Origin of the sequence: Pseudomonas tremae (assembly GCF_023278125.1) — a bacterium.
In the GTDB taxonomy this organism is placed as follows: Bacteria; Pseudomonadota; Gammaproteobacteria; order Pseudomonadales; family Pseudomonadaceae; genus Aquipseudomonas; species Aquipseudomonas tremae.
In genome coordinates, this window is sequence record NZ_CP066270.1 from 4,452,738 (window position 1) to 4,473,081 (window position 20,344).

The following is a 20,344-nucleotide window of genomic DNA, read 5'->3' on the forward strand; positions in this document are numbered from 1 at the left end:
GGGTGCATTTTTCACACCCGGTTGCGCCTTAACGGTGCGCGAACCCCTGCGAAATACCCCGCGCAAACGTTCAACTCTCCAAAAAATTACACTTTCGCGACATTCCTGTACGATCGTGCCACTCTTTGTAGCTTCTTTGACGTCATTGTCTTGCTTTGGGTATGGCCCCTGCATAAGTATCGGATGGATCGGCTCATGAGGTCGTTCCCTCTAATCAAAAAATGACAACAACTGAGGCAACCATGCTCAAAAACGCGGTCATTCCGTTTCTGCTCGGCGCCAGCTTGCTAGCCAGCGCACCTTTCGCCCACGCAGCCTCGAACCTGGTGTTCTGCTCCGAGGGCAGTCCTGCCGGATTCGATCCGGGTCAATACACCACAGGCACTGACTTCGACGCCTCGGCAGAGACCATTTTCAACCGCTTGAGCCAGTTTGAACGTGGCGGCACCGCCGTTGTGCCAGGCCTGGCCACAAAATGGGACATATCTGAAGACGGCCTGACGTACACCTTCCACCTGCGCGAAGGCGTCAAGTTCCACACCACGCCGTACTTCAAGCCGACGCGTGAATTCAATGCCGATGACGTGTTGTTCACGTTCAATCGCATGATCGACAAGGACATGCCTTACCGCAAAGCGTATCCGACCGAATTCCCTTACTTCACCGACATGGCGATGGACACCAACATCACCAAGATCGAGAAAGTCGACGATCACACCGTCAAATTCGTTCTTGGCAAGGTCGACGCTGCGTTCATCCAGAACATGGCCATGAGCTTTGCGTCGATCCAGTCCGCAGAATATGCCGCCAAGCTGCTCAAGGAAGGCAAGCCCGAGCTGATCAACCAGCAGCCGATCGGCACTGGCCCGTTCGTGTTCAAGAGCTACCAGAAAGACTCCAACATCCGTTACACCGGTAACAAGGACTACTGGAAGCCTGAGGACGTCAAGGTCGACAACCTGATCTTCGCCATCACCACCGACGCCTCGGTGCGCATGCAGAAGCTCAAGAAAAACGAATGCCAGATCACCGCTTACCCACGCCCTGCCGACCTCGAACCACTCAAGGCCGACAAGAACCTGAAGATGCCTGATCAGGCTGGCTTCAACCTGGGTTACATCGCCTACAACGTGATGGACCAGATCAAGGGTGAAGACCATCCGAACCCGCTGGCCCAGTTGAAAGTGCGTCAGGCACTGGACATGGCGGTCAACAAACAGCAGATCATTGACTCGGTGTATCAGGGCGCAGGTCAATTGGCAGTCAATGCCATGCCACCGACACAGTGGTCTTATGACACCACCATCAAAGATGCCAAGTACGACCCCGAGAAAGCTCGCGCGCTGCTCAAGGAAGCAGGCATAAAGGAAGGCACCGAAATTACCCTTTGGGCAATGCCGGTTCAGCGTCCTTACAACCCCAACGCCAAACTGATGGCCGAAATGCTTCAGTCTGACTGGAAGAAGATCGGTATCAACGCCAAGATCGTCAGCTATGAATGGGGCGAATACATCAAGCGCGCCAAGAATGGTGAAAACGGCGCGATGCTGATTGGCTGGAGCGGCGACAATGGTGACCCGGACAACTGGCTTGGCACCCTGTTCGGCTGCGACGCACTCAATGGCAACAACTTTGCCAAATGGTGCGACAAGCCGTTCGACACGCTGATCCATCAGGCGAAACAAACGCCTGATCAAGCCAAGCGCACCGAACTTTACAAACAGGCGCAACACCTCTTGAAAGACGCAGTGCCGATGACGCCTATCGCGCACTCGACGGTCTATCAACCCATGCGCACCAGCGTACAGGACTTCAAGATCAGCCCGTTTGGCTTGAACTCCTTCTACGGTGTGAGCGTGACCGGCAAGTAATGGCGCCGGTCTGCTGCGCTGCTCACGCGGCGCAGCACAGCTGCTACACCTGAACATGAGCCTATGCGACCAGTGAAAGAGTGTCGTCACCGACACTCTTTCACTGTCATCGCGATTTTCCCTACGAGCTTTACAGCATTCGAGCCTATTTACCGCGTGCCTTTACCGACTTACCGTCCAAAGGTCGCGACAACAGGCAGGAAGCTGTCGCGTGGGGGCTATGGCAAATCGTGAAGCATGGGGCGTGCTCTTTCGGTTATCGCCTGTGGGCCTGTTAGACATTCGAGCCGCGGCTCGTCCTTTGAGGGATAGGGATTATCATGCGTAAAACTCTTGCGATGACGTCGTGCCTGGGGCTGTTTGCCCTGGCTCCGCTGGCCCATGCAAATAATCTGGTGTTCTGTTCGGAAGCAAGTCCTGCAGGCTTTGACGGGGCGCAATACACCTCATCAACCGATAACGACGCTTCAGAGCCGATCTATAACCGCCTGACCGAATTCAAGCAGGGCGATACCACGGTGGTGCCGGCTTTGGCGACCTCGTGGGATGTTTCAGAAGATGGGCTGGTCTACACGTTTCATCTGCGCGAAGGCGTGAAGTTCCACAGTAACAAGAACTTCAAACCCAGCCGTGATTTCAATGCCGACGATGTAGTCTTCACGTTCAATCGCATGCTTAACCCCGAACATCCATTTCGTAAAGCCTACCCGACCGAGTTCCCTTACTTCACCGGTATGGGCCTGAACAAGAAGATCAAGTCCATCGAGAAGACCGGCCCGCTGACGGTGGTATTCACCCTCAATACGGTCGACGCTGCGTTCATTCAGAACATCGCGATGAACTTCGCCAGCATCCTGTCTGCCGAGTACGCCGAACAACTGATGGCCAAGGGGGACGTGCGCGACATTAACCAGCAGCCGATCGGCACTGGCCCGTTCGTGTTCCAGCGTTATCAGAAAGACTCGCAAATTCGCTACAAGGGCAACAAGGAGTTCTGGGACCCGAGCCGGGTGAAGATCGACCAGTTGATCTTCGCCATAGTCACCGACGCTTCGGCGCGCATGCAAAAGCTCACGGCCAACGAGTGCCAGGTTTCGGTCAACCCGCGCCCTGCAGACCTCGCCAAGCTCAAGGAAGACAAAAGCCTACAGATCATCGAGAAACCGGGCTTCAACCTCGGTTACATCTCCTACAACGTGCGTCATGAGCCATTAGGCAAGCTGGAAGTGCGTCAGGCGCTGGACATGGCCGTCAACAAGAAAGCCATCATCAACGCGGTTTACCAGGGCGCCGGGCAACTGGCAGTCAACGCCATGCCGCCAACCCAGTGGTCCTACGACGACAGCATCAAGGACGCACCCTACAACCCGGAAAAAGCCAAAGAGCTTTTGCGTGCAGCCGGGGTCAAGGAAGGCACCGAACTGACCCTTTGGGCCATGCCGGTACAGCGCCCTTACAACCCCAATGCGAAGTTGATGGCCGAGATGCTTCAGGCCGACTGGAGCAAGGTGGGCATCAAGGTCAAGATCGTCAGTTACGAATGGGGCGAATACCTCAAGCGCACCAAGAATGGCGAGCACGATATCTCGCTGATCGGCTGGACAGGCGACAACGGTGACCCGGACAACTGGCTCGGCACCCTGTACAGCTGCGCGGCAATTGGCGGTAACAACTACTCGATGTGGTGCGATGAGAAATACGACCAGCTGGTCAAGGCCGCCGTCGCCGTCACTGACCGCGAGCAACGCACCGACCTGTACAAACAGGCACAGCGTTACCTCAAGGAACAAGTGCCAATCACCCCGATTGCCCACTCGACGGTCAATCAGCCGTTGCGCGCCGAGGTCAGGGACTTCCACGTCAGCCCATTTGGCCGCAACAACTTTTCCGGCGTAAGCATCGCCGACTGATCGGAAATCAAGCTTGCCTGCGCTGCCTTGAAGGGTGGCCGGCGCCAGCACTTGCGCATTGATAACAACGCAGGGCCACCAACCCTGCACCACCAAAAGCCAGACCTTAAAGAACTGGCATTTATAAAAGTGATAAAGGGAGCAGTACATAGTGAAAACCACAAGCACCGCATTATTGGCCTTGTCTCTGTCCTCGTTTGGCGCGTTGGTTCAGGCAGAGCCAGCCAGCCAGACATTCGTGCCGACCCAGCTGAGCTCCAAGAATGCCCAGGCCGACGCCAACGGCTTTTTCGAAGATCAACACCTGACCGGCACGACCCGTAACTGGTATGCCAATGAACTCAAGCGTCGCGACGAGGTGTTCCGCTACAACGACAACGGCGTCGCTGAGCAGACCTCGCGCCGTATCAACTGGCAGCAGGGCACCATCGTCAACTACACCTCGGGTTACACCCAGGGTGTTGTTGGTTTCTCCACAGAACTGGCCCTGTACAACGCCATCGCACTGGACCGCGACACTGATGACTTCGCAGGCAATTCCAACCGTACCCTGGCCCACAGTGACGGCGATGCAGTTGGCCAGTGGAGCAAAATGGGTCTGGGCAACGTCAAGGCCCGTGTCTCCAATACAGTTCTGACCATGGGCCGCCAGTCGGTGAACACGCCGGTCATCGCCTTCATCGGCAACCGTGCCCTGCCGTCCAGCTTCCAGGGTTTTGCCGTACAGAGCGACGAATTCAACAACCTGTCCCTGCAGGCCGGCAGCTTCGACCGCGTGTCGCCACGTATGGAGCAAAGCCTGGACAAGTTCCGCTCCGAATACGGTGATCGCAGCAAGACTGCTGATCGTCTGGACATGTTCGGCGGCGACTACAAGCCTACCGACAGCCTGACCGCCAGCTTCTACGCCTCAAACCTGGAAGACTTCTGGCATCAGTACTACTTCGGTTTCACCCACGAACTGGGTGACAGCAAGGCCTTGGCCCTCAGCACCAACCTGAACTACTACAAGACCAAGGATGCTGGCCAGAGCAAGCTGGGCGCGATCGACAACGACACCTACAGCCTGTCCTTCACCGGTACACACAACGCCCACAGCGTGAGCGTTGCGTATCAGGAAGTGAACGGTAACGAGTACTTCGACTACGCCCACGACACCAACGCGATCTTCCTCGCCAACTCCCTGCTCTCGGACTTCAACGGCCCGAATGAGAAATCCCTGCAGATCGCTTATGTGCTGAACATGGCCGAATACGGCGTGCCAGGCCTGAAGTTCAACATCTACCAGGCTCGCGGCTGGGACATCGACGGTACGCATTACAAAGGCACCGGCTACACCGACGTGCTGGCAATGGACGGCGAAACCCACTACGAGTACGGCATCGGTTCGTCTTACTCCGTGCAGTCCGGTCCGCTCAAGGCTACTGCTATACGCGCGACCTACACCACCCACCGCGCCAGCGAGAATCAGGCTGATGGCAACATCAACGAATTCCGTCTGGTGACCACTGTCCCGTTCAACATTCTCTGATTCGCTGAAAAACGCCCTGACGCAATGCAACAGCCTTGCGTCAGGGCATCACCATCGGCGTCAACTCTATGGAGGGTTCACAAATGAAACTGTTATCGCTACGCAACTCGATCGCCCTGGCCCTGCTCAGCGTCGCCGTCAGTGTTTCGGCTAAACCCCTGGTGGTCTGCACCGAAGCCAGCCCTGAAGGCTTTGACATGGTGCAGTACACCACTGCCGTCACGGCCGATGCCGTGGCTGAAACCGTGTTCAACCGTCTGGCAGATTTCAAGCCCGGTTCGACTGAAGTCATCCCCGCACTGGCTGAATCCTGGGAGATCAGCGAAGACGGTCTGACCTACACCTTCCACCTGCGCAAAGGCGTCAAGTTTCACACCACCGATTATTTCAAACCGACCCGCGACATGAACGCCGACGATGTGCTTTGGAGTTTTCAGCGCCAGCTGGACCCGAAACACCCGTGGCATGACAAGTCGAGCGTGGGTTTCCCCTACTTTGAAAGCATGGGCTTCAAAGAGCTGCTGAAAAGCGTCGAAAAAACCGACGACTACACCGTCAAGTTCACCCTGACACGCCGAGAAGCGCCATTTCTGGCTGACATCGCCATGGCTTTCGCTTCGATCTACCCGGCCGAGTACGCCGACCAGTTGCTGAAAGCCAACAAGACCGGTGACCTGAACAGCAAGCCGATCGGCACCGGCCCGTTCATCTTCCAGCGTTACGCAAAAGATGCACAGGTGCGTTTCAAGGCCAACCCGGATTACTTCCGTGGCAAGCCACCTGCCGAAGCACTGATTCTGGCCATCGCCACCGACAACAACGTGCGCCTGCAGAAGCTCAAGGCCAACGAATGCCAGATCGCGCTGTACCCCAAGCCGGACGACATTCCGAGCATCAAGAAAGACCCTAATCTGAAGGTCGAAGAACTGGAGGCCATGACGACTTCCTATATTGCGATCAATACGACGCACAAGTACCTGAGCGACGTGCGAGTGCGCAAAGCGATCGACATGGCCTTCGACAAGGCAGCCTATGTCAATGCACTGTTCGGCAAGGGCAATGCGCTGGTTGCGGTCAACCCGTATCCGCCGACCCTGCTGGGTTACAACAACAGCCTGAAGAATCCGCCGATTGATCTCGACAAGGCACGGGCCTTACTCAAGGAAGCCGGTGTGCCGGAAGGCACCACGTTCACCCTGTTCACTCGCAATGGTGGTGGCCCGACCAACCCCAACCCGATGCTCGGGGCACAAATGATGCAGTCCGATCTGGCCAAGATCGGCATAAAGATCGACATTCGCGTCATGGAATGGGGTGAAATGCTCAAACGTGCCAAAAATGGCGAACATGACATGGTGTCTGCCGGCTGGGCAGGCGACAATGGCGACCCTGATAACTTCCTGACCCCGATGCTCAGTTGTGAAGCGGCGAAAAACGGCGAGAACTATGCGCGCTGGTGCAACGCCGATTTCCAGAAACTGATCGATCAGGCTCGCGAAACAGTGAACCCCCAGGAGCGCGCCACGCTCTATGAACAGGCCCAGGCAATCTTCAACAAGGACCAGCCCTGGATCAGCATGGCTCACACCAGAATGTTCACCGCCATGCGCAACAACGTAGAGGGCTATGTAATCAGCCCGCTCACCACCAATAACTTCGCCACTACCCAGGTGAAGTAGAAAAATAATCCGGCGAGCTCGTCACCCGATACTCGCCGGAGCACGCCTAACCGGCTGATGAGGTACACACCAAGATGTTTAGTTTTATCGCCCGCCGAGTGGGGTTGCTAATACCCACTTTCTTCGGCATCACCTTGTTGACGTTCGCACTGATTCGTCTGATCCCGGGCGACCCGGTTGAAGTCATGATGGGTGAGCGCCGGGTCGATCCGGAAATGCACGCTCAGGCCATGGAACGTCTTGGCCTGAACAAACCGCTGTATGCCCAGTACATCGATTACATCGGCAAGCTCGCCCAAGGCGATCTCGGTGAGTCGTTGCGTACGCGCACCAGTGTCTGGAGCGAGTTCACCTCGCTGTTCCCGGCCACCCTGGAGTTGTCGCTGGCAGCCCTGATTTTCGCGGGTATCCTTGGCCTGCTGGCGGGCGTGATCGCCGCACTCAAGCGAGGGTCCCTGTTCGACCATGGGGTCATGGGTATATCCCTGGCCGGCTATTCCATGCCGATCTTCTGGTGGGGCCTGATCCTCATCATGTTCTTCTCGGTCACCCTGGGCTGGACCCCGGTGTCCGGGCGGATCGACTTGCTGTACGACATTCCGCCGGTCACCGGCTTCATGCTGATCGACACGCTGCTCAGTGACGAGCAAGGCGCGTTTCTGGATGCCCTGCATCACCTGATCCTTCCAGCCATCGTGCTGGGTACCATCCCGCTGGCGGTGATCGCCCGGATGACTCGCTCGTCGATGCTTGAAGTACTGCGTGAAGACTACGTGCGCACGGCTCGCGCCAAAGGCCTGTCGCCTGCCCGCGTGGTGTTCGTTCACGGCTTGCGTAACGCGCTGATCCCGGTACTGACCGTATTCGGTCTGCAGATCGGTACCTTGCTGGCCGGTGCGGTTCTGACAGAAACGATCTTCTCCTGGCCCGGCATCGGCAAATGGATGATCGAAGCCATTGGCGCACGGGACTACCCGGTCGTGCAAAACGGCATTCTGCTGATCGCCTGTCTGGTGATCCTGGTCAACTTCGTGGTGGACATCCTCTACGGCTTTGCCAACCCACGCATTCGTCACCAGCGCTGAGATTATCGATATGAGCACCCCTACTCCTGCGGTAGCAGTCGATCAAAGCCTGCTTTACCCGTCCCCGTACAAAGAATTCTGGCAAGCGTTCTCCAAGAACAAAGGCGCAGTTGCCGGCCTGATGTTCATGATCCTGATCGTGTTCTGCGCCCTGTTCGCCCCATGGGTTGCCCCCCATGACCCGAGCGAGCAGTACCGCGACTTTCTGCTGACCCCTCCGGTCTGGCTAGAAGGCGGCCAATGGCAATTCATCCTCGGCACCGACGAACTGGGCCGTGACCTGCTGTCGCGCCTGATCCAGGGTTCGCGCCTGTCTCTGCTGATCGGCCTGGCCTCGGTAGTCATGTCGCTGATCCCTGGCATCCTGCTGGGCCTGCTGGCGGGCTTCTTCCCGCGCGTGTTGGGCCCGTCGGTCATGCGTCTGATGGACATCATGCTGGCCCTGCCATCGCTGCTGCTGGCGGTCGCCATCGTGGCAATTCTCGGCCCTGGCCTGATCAACACCGTCATCGCCATCGCCATCGTGTCGCTGCCGTCCTACGTGCGCCTGACCCGTGCTGCGGTGATGGGCGAACTGAACCGCGACTACGTGACCGCTGCACGTCTGGCCGGTGCCACCCTGCCGCGCCTTATGTTCATCACCGTGCTGCCGAACTGCATGGCGCCGCTGATCGTTCAGGCAACGCTGAGCTTCTCGTCGGCGATTCTCGACGCAGCGGCACTGGGCTTCCTGGGCCTTGGCGTACAACCGCCAACGCCTGAATGGGGCACCATGCTCGCCTCGGCCCGCGACTACATCGAACGTGCCTGGTGGGTCGTAAGCCTGCCTGGTCTGACCATTTTGCTCAGCGTGCTGGCAATCAACCTGATGGGCGACGGTCTGCGCGATGCGCTGGACCCGAAACTCAAAAACGCCGCCTGAGGAGATTCGCATGTCACTTCTTGAAATCAAGAATCTCAATGTCCGCTTCGGCGACACCACGGCCGTACCCGTTGTGGACGGCCTGTCCCTGAGCGTAGACCGGGGTGAAGTACTGGCCATCGTGGGTGAATCGGGTTCCGGTAAATCCGTCACCATGATGGCGCTGATGGGGCTGATCGATTCGCCCGGCATCATCACCGCCGATGCGCTCAACTTCGACGGCAATGACCTGCTCAAGCTCAGCTCGCGGCAGCGTCGTCGCATCATCGGAAAAGACCTGTCGATGGTTTTTCAGGACCCGATGACGGCCTTGAACCCGAGCTACACCGTCGGCTTCCAGATCGAGGAAGTATTGCGCCAGCACCTGAACATGTCGGGCAAGGCTGCACGTCAACGTGCGCTGGAACTGCTGGAAAAGGTTGAAATACCTGGCGCTGCTGCGCGTCTGAATGCCTACCCGCATCAGCTGTCGGGCGGCATGAGCCAGCGTGTGGCGATTGCCATGGCCATTGCCGGCGAGCCAAAACTGTTGATTGCCGACGAACCGACCACCGCACTGGATGTGACCATTCAGGCGCAGATCATGGACCTGCTGCTGAGCCTGCAGAAAGAACAGGACATGGCGCTGGTGCTGATCACCCACGACCTGGCCGTCGTTGCCGAAACAGCGCAGCGTGTCTGCGTGATGTACGCCGGTCAGGCTGTCGAAGTCGGTCAGGTGCCGGGGCTGTTCGACGTACCTGCCCACCCGTACAGCGAGGCGCTGCTCGCCGCCATTCCCGAGCACAGCATGGGCGCCGAACGCCTTGCCACCTTGCCGGGCATGGTCCCGGGCCGCTATGACCGCCCGCAGGGTTGCCTGCTGTCGCCGCGCTGCCCTTACGTGCGCGACAACTGCCGGACCCTGCGTCCGGACCTGGCGCCCAAGGCACATAGCCTGGCACGCTGCTTCTATCCCTTGAACCAGGAGGTGGCGTAATGAGCGTCGTACTTACCGCCCGCGACCTTACCCGTCACTACGAAGTCTCCCGCGGCCTGTTCAAAGGCACAGCGCTGGTGCGTGCGCTCAATGGTGTGTCCTTCGAGCTGGAAGCCGGCAAGACCCTGGCGGTGGTCGGCGAGTCCGGCTGCGGCAAGTCGACACTGGCCCGCGCCCTGACCCTGATCGAAGAGCCTTCCTCCGGTTCACTGAAAATCGCCGGTCAGGAAGTCGCTGGAGCAAGCAAGTCTGAACGTAAGCAACTGCGCAAAGATGTACAGATGGTCTTTCAGAGCCCTTATGCCTCGCTGAATCCGCGTCAGAAGGTCGGTGATCAATTAGGCGAACCGCTGCTGATCAACACCAAACTGTCAGCCGCAGAACGCCGCGAAAAAGTGCAGGCCATGATGGCTCAGGTCGGTTTGCGCCCTGAGCACTACCAGCGCTATCCGCACATGTTTTCCGGTGGTCAGCGTCAGCGTATCGCGCTAGCCCGGGCGATGATGCTGCAGCCCAAAGTGCTGGTGGCGGATGAACCGACTTCAGCGCTGGACGTGTCGATTCAGGCGCAGGTGCTGAACCTGTTCATGGATCTGCAAAAGGAGTTCAACACTGCTTACGTGTTCATCTCCCACAACCTGTCGGTGGTGCGTCATGTCGCCGATACGGTGCTGGTGATGTACCTGGGCCGCCCTGCGGAAATGGGCCCCAAGGAAGAGATCTACAACCGTCCGCTGCACCCTTACACACAAGCGCTACTGTCTGCGACCCCGACCATTCACCCGGACCCGCTCAAACCGAAGATCAAGATCGTCGGCGAACTGCCCAACCCGCTCAACCCGCCAAGCGGCTGCGCCTTCCACAAGCGCTGCCCCTATGCGACCGAGCGTTGCTCCACCGAAGTGCCGGAGCTGCGTCTGGTGGACAACCGCCAGGTGGCCTGCCATTACGCCGAGCAGTTCGTAGCCGCGTAGCTAAAAGCTAAAAGACTATCGTGCCCACGCTCCAGCGTGGGCACGCCTTTCTGGACGCTCCGCGCCTGATCGTCATAAACCGCTCCATTAGCAAGAACCCCTGTCAGTACACATCCCGCCGATAACGTCCCTGCTCGATCAGCTCACTGACTCTCTGCTCTCCCAGCACGTCCTTCAACACCTGATCCACCCCCGCCGCCATACCCAGCAAGCTGCCGCAGATGTAGATAGCTGCACCGTCATCAAGCCATGTGCGCAACTCATCAGCCGTCTCGCGCAAGCGATCCTGCACGTAGACCTTTTCGGCCTGATCACGCGAGAACGCCAGGTCCAGACGGCTCAGACGACCGGCCTCCAGCCAACTCTGCAGTTCTGTAGCGCAATGGAAGTCATATGCCCGGTTACGTTCACCAAATAACAGCCAGTTACGCATCTGCCCTTGGGTAATGCGGGCTTTTAAAAGGCTGCGCAAGCCGGCCAACCCGGTGCCGTTGCCAAGCAAAATCAGCGGCACCGGTTCAACCGGCAGGTGAAAGCTGCTGTTACGCCGCACGCGCAGACTGATAGCGCTGTCGAGAGCGGCATGCTCGGTAAGCCAGCCAGACCCCAGCCCCAGCGTGCCGTCGGGATGAACCTCCTGACGAACAATGAGTTGCAGACAGCCATCTTCGGGAATGGAAGCGATTGAATATTCACGCGCAGACAGAGGCGCCAACGCATCGACCAGCGCTTGCGCATGCAGGCCCACCAGATGCGCACGGTTCTGCGGTAACTGGCATGTGGCCAGCGCCTGTACGAGTGATTCGCGCAACCCGCCGACCTGCACCTGAGTAAACGGATCAATGCCCAACCCATCAAGAAACGGCTCAATGGCAGAAGCTGCGTTACGAGGCATCACCTCGGCCAGGTCACCCGCCTGCCAGCTGGTTGATGCTGGAGCAATCAAGTCCAGCAGATACACCTTCGAACCGCTGCTGCCAGGGTTCAGGTGTTCGCGACGCGTCAAGGTCCAGTTTTCGAAAACCGGTGCTTGCCAACTTCCCGATTGCGGTGCGCTACCGGTCAGTTGCCCGAGTTGCTGCTGCCATCGCTGCAAGGCGGCGGGATCGACCCTGTCGACTTCGATCGGAGCGAACAGGGTGCGTGCGCCACGTTCGGCCAGCCAGTCATTCAAACGATGGGCGAAACCACAGAAATGCGCATACTGCCGGTCGCCCAGCGCCAGTACTGCGTAATTGAGCGTGTCCAGAGCGATCGGGCTGCCCATTAGCTTGCGCTCGAACCCTCGGGCACTGTCCGGGGCTTCTCCGTCTCCGAATGTGCTGACGATAAACAGCGCGTTACGGCTTTGACACAGATCCTGCACGGTCACGTCGCCCAATCGCTGCACGCGCGCAGGCACCCCTGCGACCTGTAACTGGCTCGCCGTCTGCCACGCCAGTTGTTCGGCAAAGCCGCTTTGACTGGCAAAACCGATCAGCCAGGCAGACGTGTCAGCGGATACGTCTTCTGACAACGCCATACGTGCGCTTTTGATGTCACGCTGCTTGCGGCGTCGATCCAGGTACAGCAACCAGCCAGTAACAAAAAACAGCGGCATCATCAACGCCGCAGCAGTCATGACGATTCGACCAAAGAGGCCGAAGTAGCTCCCCACGTGCAGCGCATAGTTGCTGGCCAGCAATTGCTCCCCGATGCTGAGCTTGGCATAGCGCGACACTGAACTGACCTGCCCGCTGGCCGGGTCAAGCGTGATGCTGTTCAGGGCGCGCGAATGCGGCGAGTTCTGCAGCAGGTAAAATACCGTGGCAGGCTGACCACCCGCAGCAGGCAGGCGCAGGTTATAAGCTCGTAAGCCAGGCCCGGCAGTTTTCTGAATACTGTCCCAGATGGCCGCATAGTCCACTGCCAAAGGTTCTTTATTGCCGGTGATAACCGTGGAGACCTTGCGCGGCTCCAGCGACGGGCCGCCCAACAGCTTGTTCAGACCATTGCTCATCCAGTCATAAGACCAGCTCAAGCCAGTAATGGCGAACAGCAGGTAGAACAACAGGCACCATGTGCCAAAAACCGAGTGCAGGTCCCAGTTGAAACTGCGGCCTTTTTTGGCCCAGTCGAGGGTCAGCCAGACACGCCAGTTGCGTGCCTGACGGGGCCAGCGAAGGTAAAGCCCGGACAGGCAGAAGAACACCAGAATCAGCGTACAGGCCGCCGTAATCTGTTTGCCGAACTCGCCCATGGCCAGATAACGATGCAGTTTCAGGACGAAATCGAAAAAACCTTCACCCGCAGCATCGCCCTTCAGCTCGCCCGTGTAAGGATCGAAATTGCGTTTGGGGCCTCGTCTTTCGCCCGGTTCAGGTGTGAAGTACACCTGAGCGGCACGATTCCCGACGGTCTCGACACGCAGGATGGCCACGGTTAGCCCAGTTGCGGCCTCCAGTTTGCGCACAAGCTCGAGGGGCGGCAGCGTCGCGTGGCGCGTTTCAACAAGCAGAGCGTCAGGGTTGAAGGCATCGAGAATTTCGTCCTCGAACGAATACAGTGCGCCGGTGATACCCATCAGGGTCAGAACCAGGCCTGCCGTGATCCCGAAGAACCAGTGCATCTGAAACAGGACTTTCTTCAACACACTCGCTACTCACTCATATTGCGCGGCGCAATTAATGCACTGACGGCCATGGTGTGTCCATCTGTAACGTGCGTTTTGCCATAAGCCGCAAAGCCAGCCGGTGGTGCCAGGCGTTGCAATACCGGGCTATCAGCTACGCCAGTCGCCTCGCAGATCCACCAGGTAAGTGTTCAACGCGTTCGCTTGGCGGCTGAAATGTGTGACACGTTCTTCGCTCGTGTCGGTGGCAGGCAGCAGGCAATTGGACAGGACCTGAGACAGCGCCGCGTGGAGTTTTTCGACCTCTCGAGTGTAGTCGCCCCTGTACCCATGAACCAGTACCAGGCCAGAGAGCTGATCGCGCTTGCCTACTTCGATTGCAAGTGCTGCCCGAGTATCGCCAATCGTTTCCTGTCGGTCGGTCAGCTGTGCTTGCAGCCTGTCTCTAAGGGCCAGCAGATGATCGTAGTCAACGGCAGCGTCCAACAGGTTCAAAATGTTGGACACACCGACGATACCCGCCTTGATTGAACCAATCAGTGGACTTCTGGGATCGATGTCGGCCAGTTTCTCCAGCGACGCAACCAGAGGCTTCAATCTGTCGAAAATATTGAGGTTCTCGAGGTCTGTAATCAACGCGTTAACCACAGCGGCCTGTTCTGACACTTCATCCAGGCGCGTATTTTCAGCCGCCAGTCGAGCGCCGAGCGCAATGATTTCCTGATCAAGAGCGGGCGCAAGATAATCGACGGCGTCAACCTGCACTGCATTCAGATTTGCCAGAGCCTTATCGAGAACTTTGGCGTGGTTAGCCAGATAGGCGATTTTTTCGTCCAGCAGCGTGCTGATGATCTTATTGAACTCTGCAACCGCAGCGTCACGTTTAGTGTCGTCAGACTGGCCCTTGAGTTGTTCGACAGCCTCAAGATAAGGCAGCATCTCATCACTGTTGAAGCCATGCGGGACAAGCGTCAGCGTATCCAGCACGTTCTTGTCGACATTGCCCACTTCGATGAGCAGGCTGCGCAAGGTTTCCATCATCACAGATAAATAAATATCTCCCAGCGCGTCCGCTTGTTGTTTCAGTTTTTCACGACCGGCAACAAGCACTTCCATGTTGGGTGCGGGCAGTTGAAAAGGCGTATCAAGCACGTGAACATTCATCACAGTATTTCCTTGAATATAAGTTATATCCGCACTTAGACAACGGGCTCGTCCAGCGCATTATTGAAAGCGGTCAACAGATCAAAGGCCTGGGCCTGAATCTCTTTCCAGTTGCTCATCAATGTTTGAAAACGGGACACAAAACTGACGAGGTACACGGCATTGCTGGTACTTTTTATGCGGTCGTAGGAAGACTCGACCAATTCTTCCAGCAGTACCCACAGGCTTTCAATGTTGCTGACGCCACTGGCAGCGCCATCAATTCTGGCTTTCAAATCTTGAAGACTGGTTTCGAACGCCAGCAGATCGCTCAACAACCTGTTTTTTTGTTTATCGACAGTTCTATCTGACGCTTCTCTTCAATCAGCGTGTCTTTTTCAAAGAGCGCCGCGGATGCTTTGGGGCCATAGATAGAGTAGGACACAGCCCCGCCAAGAACCCCCCACCAGAAACCGATCCACCTGTAATCACAGTACGCTTCATATTCCGCAAGCTTCTGATTGATGCGCTTGTTGAGCTGCTCGGCTTCACCGGTGAGCCAGGCGATATCGTTACCTGCACTTCCTGAGCTGACCAGGTTTATTTTTAACGCCACTGCAGGAGAGATATCATCCTTGAGGTGACGCTTGAACTCAGTCACGCCGACCCTGGTACGCGTGGTGCTGGCGCTATGCTCCTTGATGTAGACCTTGAGGTCATCAATCAAGGCAAGCAAGCCGGGCATCTTCTTGCTGTCCTGGTCCATCAGCGCGACCGGAGGCATCTGATCGATCTGCGACGGAGTCAAGTCGCCCACTTGAAGGGTCTGATAGGAATCCAGCCCTTTGATGAACCCGACAATCTCGGTTGCGATAGTAATCAGATTGCCCGAGAAGACATAAAGATCGCTGCCGACTTTTTGCATATTGGTTTCAATCGCTGACCAGCTTTTGGCATGGTTCTGGATACCGGTGTGCAACTCGGCAATTGCTTCCGGGCCCAGGCCGGGAATGCCATTGTCACTGCCACCTACTAACTGGCGTACTTCTTCCAGTGCGGTAGGCAGTGCCAGCCCCGTGTTGACATAACGCCTGATGCGTCGAACATCTTCGTTGGTGATCAACAACCCGGGGGCACGCGCAACTTCCGCGCCCTGACCAGTAAGGACGTCCATCAACTCCTTGCTGACACGACTGACCTCTTCCAGCGAGTGTTCATTGCCATCTGTAAATTGCGGTTCAACCGTCGTAACCATTATTAATTTCCTTATTATTGAAGCCCTGTTTTGCGACAATCAAGAACTGCCGCTTCAAGGCCACTGAAAATTAACAGAGGGTGTCAACTTTAAACAGCGAACGGAATGGACGACCCCTGTAGGAATAAGCAGCACACCGCGCTAGAACTTATTACACACCAGAGAATACGATCATTAATACTGTGGCACCTACCGTACTTTCCGCCACACAAAGACTTATATAATTATTTTTTTGCGAACAAAAAAAAAACCCATTTTCATGGGTTTTTTCTTAAGCCGGGAATTTACAGGTAAAACGATTTCAATGGTGGGAAACCGTTGAATTCCACAGCGCTGTAGCTGGTGGTGTAAGCACCGGTCGACAACCAGTACATACGGTCACCAATGGCCAGGTTGAGTGGCAGGCCGTACTTGTAGTTTTCATACATAATGTCGGCGCTGTCGCAGGTCGGCCCCGCGATGACCACTTCTTCCATCTCGCCTTTCTTCTCGGTCCAGATCGGAAACTTGATGGCTTCGTCCATGGTTTCGATAAGGCCGGAGAACTTGCCCACGTCGGTGTATACCCAACGCTCGACCGCCGTACGCGATTTACGCGCGACCAGTACCACTTCGCTGACCAGGATACCGGCGTTGGAGATCAGCGAACGGCCTGGCTCCAGAATGATTTCCGGCAGGTCATCACCGAAGTCTTCCTTCAGGAAGCGGATGATCTCTTCAGCGTAGGTTTCCAGGCTGTTGGTGCGGGTGATGTAGTTGGCCGGGAAGCCACCACCCATGTTGATCAGCTTGAGAACGATGCCGTCTTCTTCTTTCAGGCGCTCGAAGATGACCTTGACCTTGGCGATGGCCGCATCCCAAACGCTGATGTCGCGCTGTTGCGAACCGACGTGGAACGAGATGCCGTAGGGCACCAGACCCAGATCGCGAGCGAGGATCAGCAGGTCCATCGCCATGTCGGTCTGGCAACCGAATTTGCGCGACAGGGGCCAGTCAGCCGTGGTCGAACCTTCGGTCAGGATACGCACATAGACTTTCGAGCCCGGTGCAGCCTTGGCAATGTTGCGCAGGTCCGCTTCGGAGTCGGTTGCGAACAGACGCACGCCCTTCTCGTAGAAGTAGCGAATGTCCTTGGATTTCTTGATGGTGTTGCCGTAGCTCATGCGCTCCGGGCCAACGCCACAGCTCATGACCTTGTCCAGCTCGTAGATCGACGCGATGTCGAAGCTCGACCCCTTGTCCTTGAGCAGATTGATCACTTCAACGGCCGGGTTGGCCTTGACGGCGTAGTAAACCTTGGCGAATTCGAAGCCCGCACGCAGGTCGTCATAAGCCTTGCTGATGATGGCGGTATCAATGACCACGAACGGAGTTTCTTGCTTGTCAGCGAACGCTTTCATTTTCTTGAAGGTGTCGGCTGAGTAGTAGTCTTCGACATTGATCGACATGCTGCGGGAACTCCTGATGGCAAACGGTATTGGTAAATGGGTGCAAATGAACGCCCTCTGTGTCCCCACTTTGGTTCGCCTACTTCCCAAGGCACGTCGCCGAAAGCAAAAAGGCCCTGAAGGGCTGCCTTCCTGGCCTTGCTGTCTCGTCGTCAGTACTTGAGCCGGATGGATCGTTTCCAGCATGGACGTTCGGCGCGAACTTTAGGACCTGAGGGGCCGGAGATCAACAAAAAATGTCGCGTTCTTGCACAAGGCGCTTGAGTTGCCTCGTCAAGGACCTGTTTAACCGACCAGCATGACAGGCAGATGTTCCCCTGGGCCCAGAACACGATGAGGCAAAGAGCAGCCAAACCTGTCAGCTCTGACAGTAGACGGATCGACTGCCCACGCGCCCAATATAAAGCCCAAGCCACCTCATCCGGAAATGATCATGGACGATAGACACGGTGACACCCCAGGCTCGGAGCCTGTCAGCCCCACACCACGTCAAACAAGTTTTACCGTCACAGGGAGAACCTCTGCCTACCTGAACAAGGTTCGGCAGATGCGCCCCAGGGCGCACAGTGACTACCAACCAACCAGTTTCTATGTCACGAAAGGCGAGCGCCTGGAACTCAGCCACTATGAGCAATCAGCAGGGAAAATCTCCGCTGTTATAGGCGTCCCCCGAATCAATACCCCCATCGTTATTGATCTGAAGGTCGGTCTGAATGCCATAGACGTGCCTGAGTCAGGCCTGCTGAGCTTTATCTATCAAGAGGCGGGCAAGTCTGTCCCTATAACCATAAAGGGCGACTACAGCTATGTGCCAGCCTTCACGTTGAAAGAAACAACCAACGCGATGTGGCAGGCAAGGATGGCCCAATACAACAATGCGCCTGTTGTGATGCTTACCAGCGAGCGAGCCATCATCGTCGTCCGCTACGAAAGTGCCCGGCTCTACATCACCGACCCTGAAAAGCTGATGGCTTACTACGATGAAGTCATTCGGTCTCAGGATGACATCTCGGGGGCCTTGGGCGAAGGTGAGACGGAGTGGGCAATAGACCCCAATAAGCATTTCCATGTAGAAGCAGACACAGGCTACATGTTTGCCGCGGATGGACATATGGGCTACAGCGGCGCAGTGGCCCTGAGGTACTTGTTATCAGGCAATATCGCTAAGGAGCGCTGGGGCCCGTGGCATGAAAGTGGTCATCAACGGCAGATAGACCCCATGACATGGGCGGGGATGACGGAGGTAACCGTCAATATATATTCACTTGCAACGCAAGAAAGAATGGACGGCCGTGCCTCTCGCCTGGACAACCAGTACCCGTCCATAAAACAGTACCTGAACAGTTCACACCGCGTTTTTAGTGAGCTGCCCAGTCTTTTTCAGAAAGCCGCCATGTTTTGGCAACTTCACCAAACATTTGGTCCGCCGTTCTACCCTCAATTGCACCAGCGCTACCGGCTCATGCAAGCCCCGCCGCAGCAGAGTGGCGACAAGATTCAACGTTTTATCGTGGAAGCCTCGCTGATTAGCGGCAGGGATCTCTCAACATTTTTTGATAAGTGGGGCATTTATTCGACGCCAGAAACACTGCGACAAATTACCGATTTGCCTTCGCTGGAAAAACCAATCTGGGAGACCGATGCGACAACAACCTTTCCGATTTCTCTGCCTGTTCCGGTGTATTTTCCTGAGCTGACCCATATCCTGTCGGACCTGAAGGCAGATTTCAACCAGACCACCCGCTTCTCTATCAATGAGAAATGGTTCGAGAAATTCCGCTACAACGTGACCAGAAACGGACTGGTTATGGCAACGGTAAATCATGCAGTCTGTACAAATTGCAGCGTCATTCTTGACGGCAACCGTTGCTATATAGAGGTCCACATTCAGATCATGCCGGGTGAGAAATGGGCTGTAAATGTCGTCACCCACGAGCCCAATTCATTGCAGTATGAGGCGGCCAGTACCCGATCCTACCCTTTGCTCTTGGCCACCATAAAAAACCTGTTTACCGATGACCATTGTGCCGAGCTTAGACCGGGGCTTACTCAGCTCGCTTTGAATACGTACTTTTCGGAAGTCAACAGCCTTCAAATCAACGAAATCCATGCTCGCTTACTGCATCGGGCACAGCGCATTTATCTACAAAAAATGATCGCCAGCGTGCAGATAAGTTCGGGATTCATCAGCGTCGCGTTCGCCACCGCAGACTTCAAGAACTACACCTATGCACTCCGCGGCACTTCGTTGGTCTACGCCACGCTTGACAAGGGATACCCAAGCCAATCGGACCTGATCGAGAACATCTGGGTCAAGTATGGAGCTGTAGACCCCAACGACACCTACTCCATTACCGTCAGCATGGATCACTCCAGCACACCCTATGTGCTTTTTTCGGCAACTTTGGCTGAAAGCCGAATAGCGCTCCCGATACGAGCACTTTTCACTGATTACACCATGACGACGCTAACACCATTGGCCGATCAACAAACCATCAATACCCTGTACAGGACCGTCAATGGCGACCCGCTTATCAGTATTACCAATAGAGCGGACTACCAGTCTTATCTGAGCATCGCACAGCGTTTGCTGCTTCAAACAACCATCGCCAAGGTGGTGCGAACAGCAAATAGCCTGTCTGTCTACTTCGAAGGGGACGTCTTCAAAACACACAACTATAAACTTTATGTCAACGACCGATATGCCTCCGAAGTCACTCAAGGGCGCCCGTATTATTCAAGCCTGTCGAACGGAGTCTGGACCAGTAATGCAAAGTTCGACAGCGATGACAACTGCAAAGTCTTTTGCGAGCACAGCGGAATGACGTATACCCTGTATGAAAGCAATACCGCTACTGCAGTACACCTCTCAGCGTTGCAAGACGCAGACTTGACTCACTGCGACCCGAGCGCACTGTAAACAGCCCGCAGTGCCG

General features: G+C 56.3%; 12 protein-coding genes and 1 pseudogene. 9 read left to right on the plus strand and 4 right to left on the minus strand.

The window, feature by feature from the left end:
* Positions 1-242 precede the first annotated feature (242 nt).
* The 8 genes from I9H09_RS20190 to I9H09_RS20225 all read left to right on the plus strand — a co-directional run bounded on the left by I9H09_RS20190 (position 243) and on the right by I9H09_RS20225 (position 10,951).
* Positions 243-1,871, plus strand: a complete 1,629-nt coding sequence (locus I9H09_RS20190) for an ABC transporter substrate-binding protein (RefSeq protein WP_005887028.1) — start codon at positions 243-245, stop codon at positions 1,869-1,871.
* 320 nt (positions 1,872-2,191) lie between these two features.
* Positions 2,192-3,781 carry an ABC transporter substrate-binding protein gene (locus I9H09_RS20195; protein ID WP_122347745.1) on the plus strand — a complete coding sequence of 530 codons (1,590 nt, stop codon included), beginning with the start codon at positions 2,192-2,194 and terminating at the stop codon, positions 3,779-3,781.
* A gap of 151 nt (positions 3,782-3,932) precedes the next feature.
* Positions 3,933-5,312, plus strand: a complete 1,380-nt coding sequence (locus I9H09_RS20200; protein ID WP_005887025.1) for an OprD family porin — start codon at positions 3,933-3,935, stop codon at positions 5,310-5,312.
* Positions 5,313-5,395: 83 nt separating this feature from the next.
* Positions 5,396-6,991, plus strand: a complete 1,596-nt coding sequence (locus tag I9H09_RS20205; RefSeq protein WP_005887024.1) for an ABC transporter substrate-binding protein — start codon at positions 5,396-5,398, stop codon at positions 6,989-6,991.
* Positions 6,992-7,065: 74 nt separating this feature from the next.
* The gene (locus tag I9H09_RS20210) at positions 7,066-8,076 is read left to right on the plus strand and encodes an ABC transporter permease subunit (RefSeq protein WP_122347744.1); all 1,011 of its coding nucleotides are present in this window, start codon (positions 7,066-7,068) and stop codon (positions 8,074-8,076) included.
* Between the two features lie 10 nt (positions 8,077-8,086).
* Positions 8,087-8,998, plus strand: a complete 912-nt coding sequence (locus I9H09_RS20215; protein ID WP_005887019.1) for an ABC transporter permease subunit — start codon at positions 8,087-8,089, stop codon at positions 8,996-8,998.
* Between the two features lie 10 nt (positions 8,999-9,008).
* Entirely contained in the window at positions 9,009-9,977 is a 969-nt protein-coding gene (locus tag I9H09_RS20220) for an ABC transporter ATP-binding protein (RefSeq protein ID WP_122347743.1), read from the plus strand.
* Positions 9,977-10,951 (plus strand): peptide ABC transporter ATP-binding protein, encoded by a 975-nt coding sequence (locus I9H09_RS20225; protein ID WP_024670911.1) that lies wholly within the window; start codon positions 9,977-9,979, stop codon positions 10,949-10,951. The genes I9H09_RS20220 and I9H09_RS20225 overlap by 1 nt, the downstream gene beginning before the upstream one ends.
* Positions 10,952-11,054: 103 nt before the next feature.
* On the opposite strand, the gene I9H09_RS20230 is transcribed toward I9H09_RS20225, so the two are convergent.
* The 4 genes and pseudogenes from I9H09_RS20230 to I9H09_RS20245 all read right to left on the minus strand — a co-directional run bounded on the left by I9H09_RS20230 (position 11,055) and on the right by I9H09_RS20245 (position 17,408).
* Positions 11,055-13,580, minus strand: coding sequence for a sulfite reductase flavoprotein subunit alpha (locus I9H09_RS20230; protein WP_236502402.1), 2,526 nt, complete (start codon positions 13,578-13,580; stop codon positions 11,055-11,057).
* Positions 13,581-13,712: 132 nt separating this feature from the next.
* A complete protein-coding gene (locus tag I9H09_RS20235; protein ID WP_122346761.1) occupies positions 13,713-14,726 on the minus strand; it encodes an alpha-xenorhabdolysin family binary toxin subunit B in 1,014 nt (337 codons plus the stop codon).
* A 35-nt stretch (positions 14,727-14,761) separates the two neighbouring features.
* Positions 14,762-15,960, minus strand: a pseudogene (locus I9H09_RS20240) (alpha-xenorhabdolysin family binary toxin subunit A).
* 284 nt (positions 15,961-16,244) lie between these two features.
* Positions 16,245-17,408 carry a type III PLP-dependent enzyme gene (locus tag I9H09_RS20245; protein WP_003379704.1) on the minus strand — a complete coding sequence of 388 codons (1,164 nt, stop codon included), beginning with the start codon at positions 17,406-17,408 and terminating at the stop codon, positions 16,245-16,247.
* 433 nt (positions 17,409-17,841) lie between these two features.
* On the opposite strand from I9H09_RS20245, the gene I9H09_RS20250 reads away from it, so the two are divergent.
* The gene (locus I9H09_RS20250; RefSeq protein WP_183142419.1) at positions 17,842-20,328 is read left to right on the plus strand and encodes a M60 family metallopeptidase; all 2,487 of its coding nucleotides are present in this window, start codon (positions 17,842-17,844) and stop codon (positions 20,326-20,328) included.
* The last annotated feature ends 16 nt before the right edge of the window (positions 20,329-20,344 follow it).

Bases quoted from the DNA above. Each gene is read 5' to 3' on its own strand.
- I9H09_RS20190 (WP_005887028.1), top strand. From the start codon at position 243: ATGCTCAAAAACGCGGTCATTCCGTTTCTGCTCGGCGCCAGCTTGCTA.
- I9H09_RS20195 (WP_122347745.1), top strand. From the start codon at position 2,192: ATGCGTAAAACTCTTGCGATGACGTCGTGCCTGGGGCTGTTTGCCCTG.
- I9H09_RS20205 (WP_005887024.1), top strand. From the start codon at position 5,396: ATGAAACTGTTATCGCTACGCAACTCGATCGCCCTGGCCCTGCTCAGC.
- I9H09_RS20210 (WP_122347744.1), top strand. From the start codon at position 7,066: ATGTTTAGTTTTATCGCCCGCCGAGTGGGGTTGCTAATACCCACTTTC.
- I9H09_RS20215 (WP_005887019.1), top strand. From the start codon at position 8,087: ATGAGCACCCCTACTCCTGCGGTAGCAGTCGATCAAAGCCTGCTTTAC.
- I9H09_RS20220 (WP_122347743.1), top strand. From the start codon at position 9,009: ATGTCACTTCTTGAAATCAAGAATCTCAATGTCCGCTTCGGCGACACC.
- I9H09_RS20225 (WP_024670911.1), top strand. From the start codon at position 9,977: ATGAGCGTCGTACTTACCGCCCGCGACCTTACCCGTCACTACGAAGTC.
- I9H09_RS20235 (WP_122346761.1), bottom strand. From the start codon at position 14,726: ATGAATGTTCACGTGCTTGATACGCCTTTTCAACTGCCCGCACCCAAC.
- I9H09_RS20245 (WP_003379704.1), bottom strand. From the start codon at position 17,408: ATGTCGATCAATGTCGAAGACTACTACTCAGCCGACACCTTCAAGAAA.
- I9H09_RS20250 (WP_183142419.1), top strand. From the start codon at position 17,842: ATGGACGATAGACACGGTGACACCCCAGGCTCGGAGCCTGTCAGCCCC.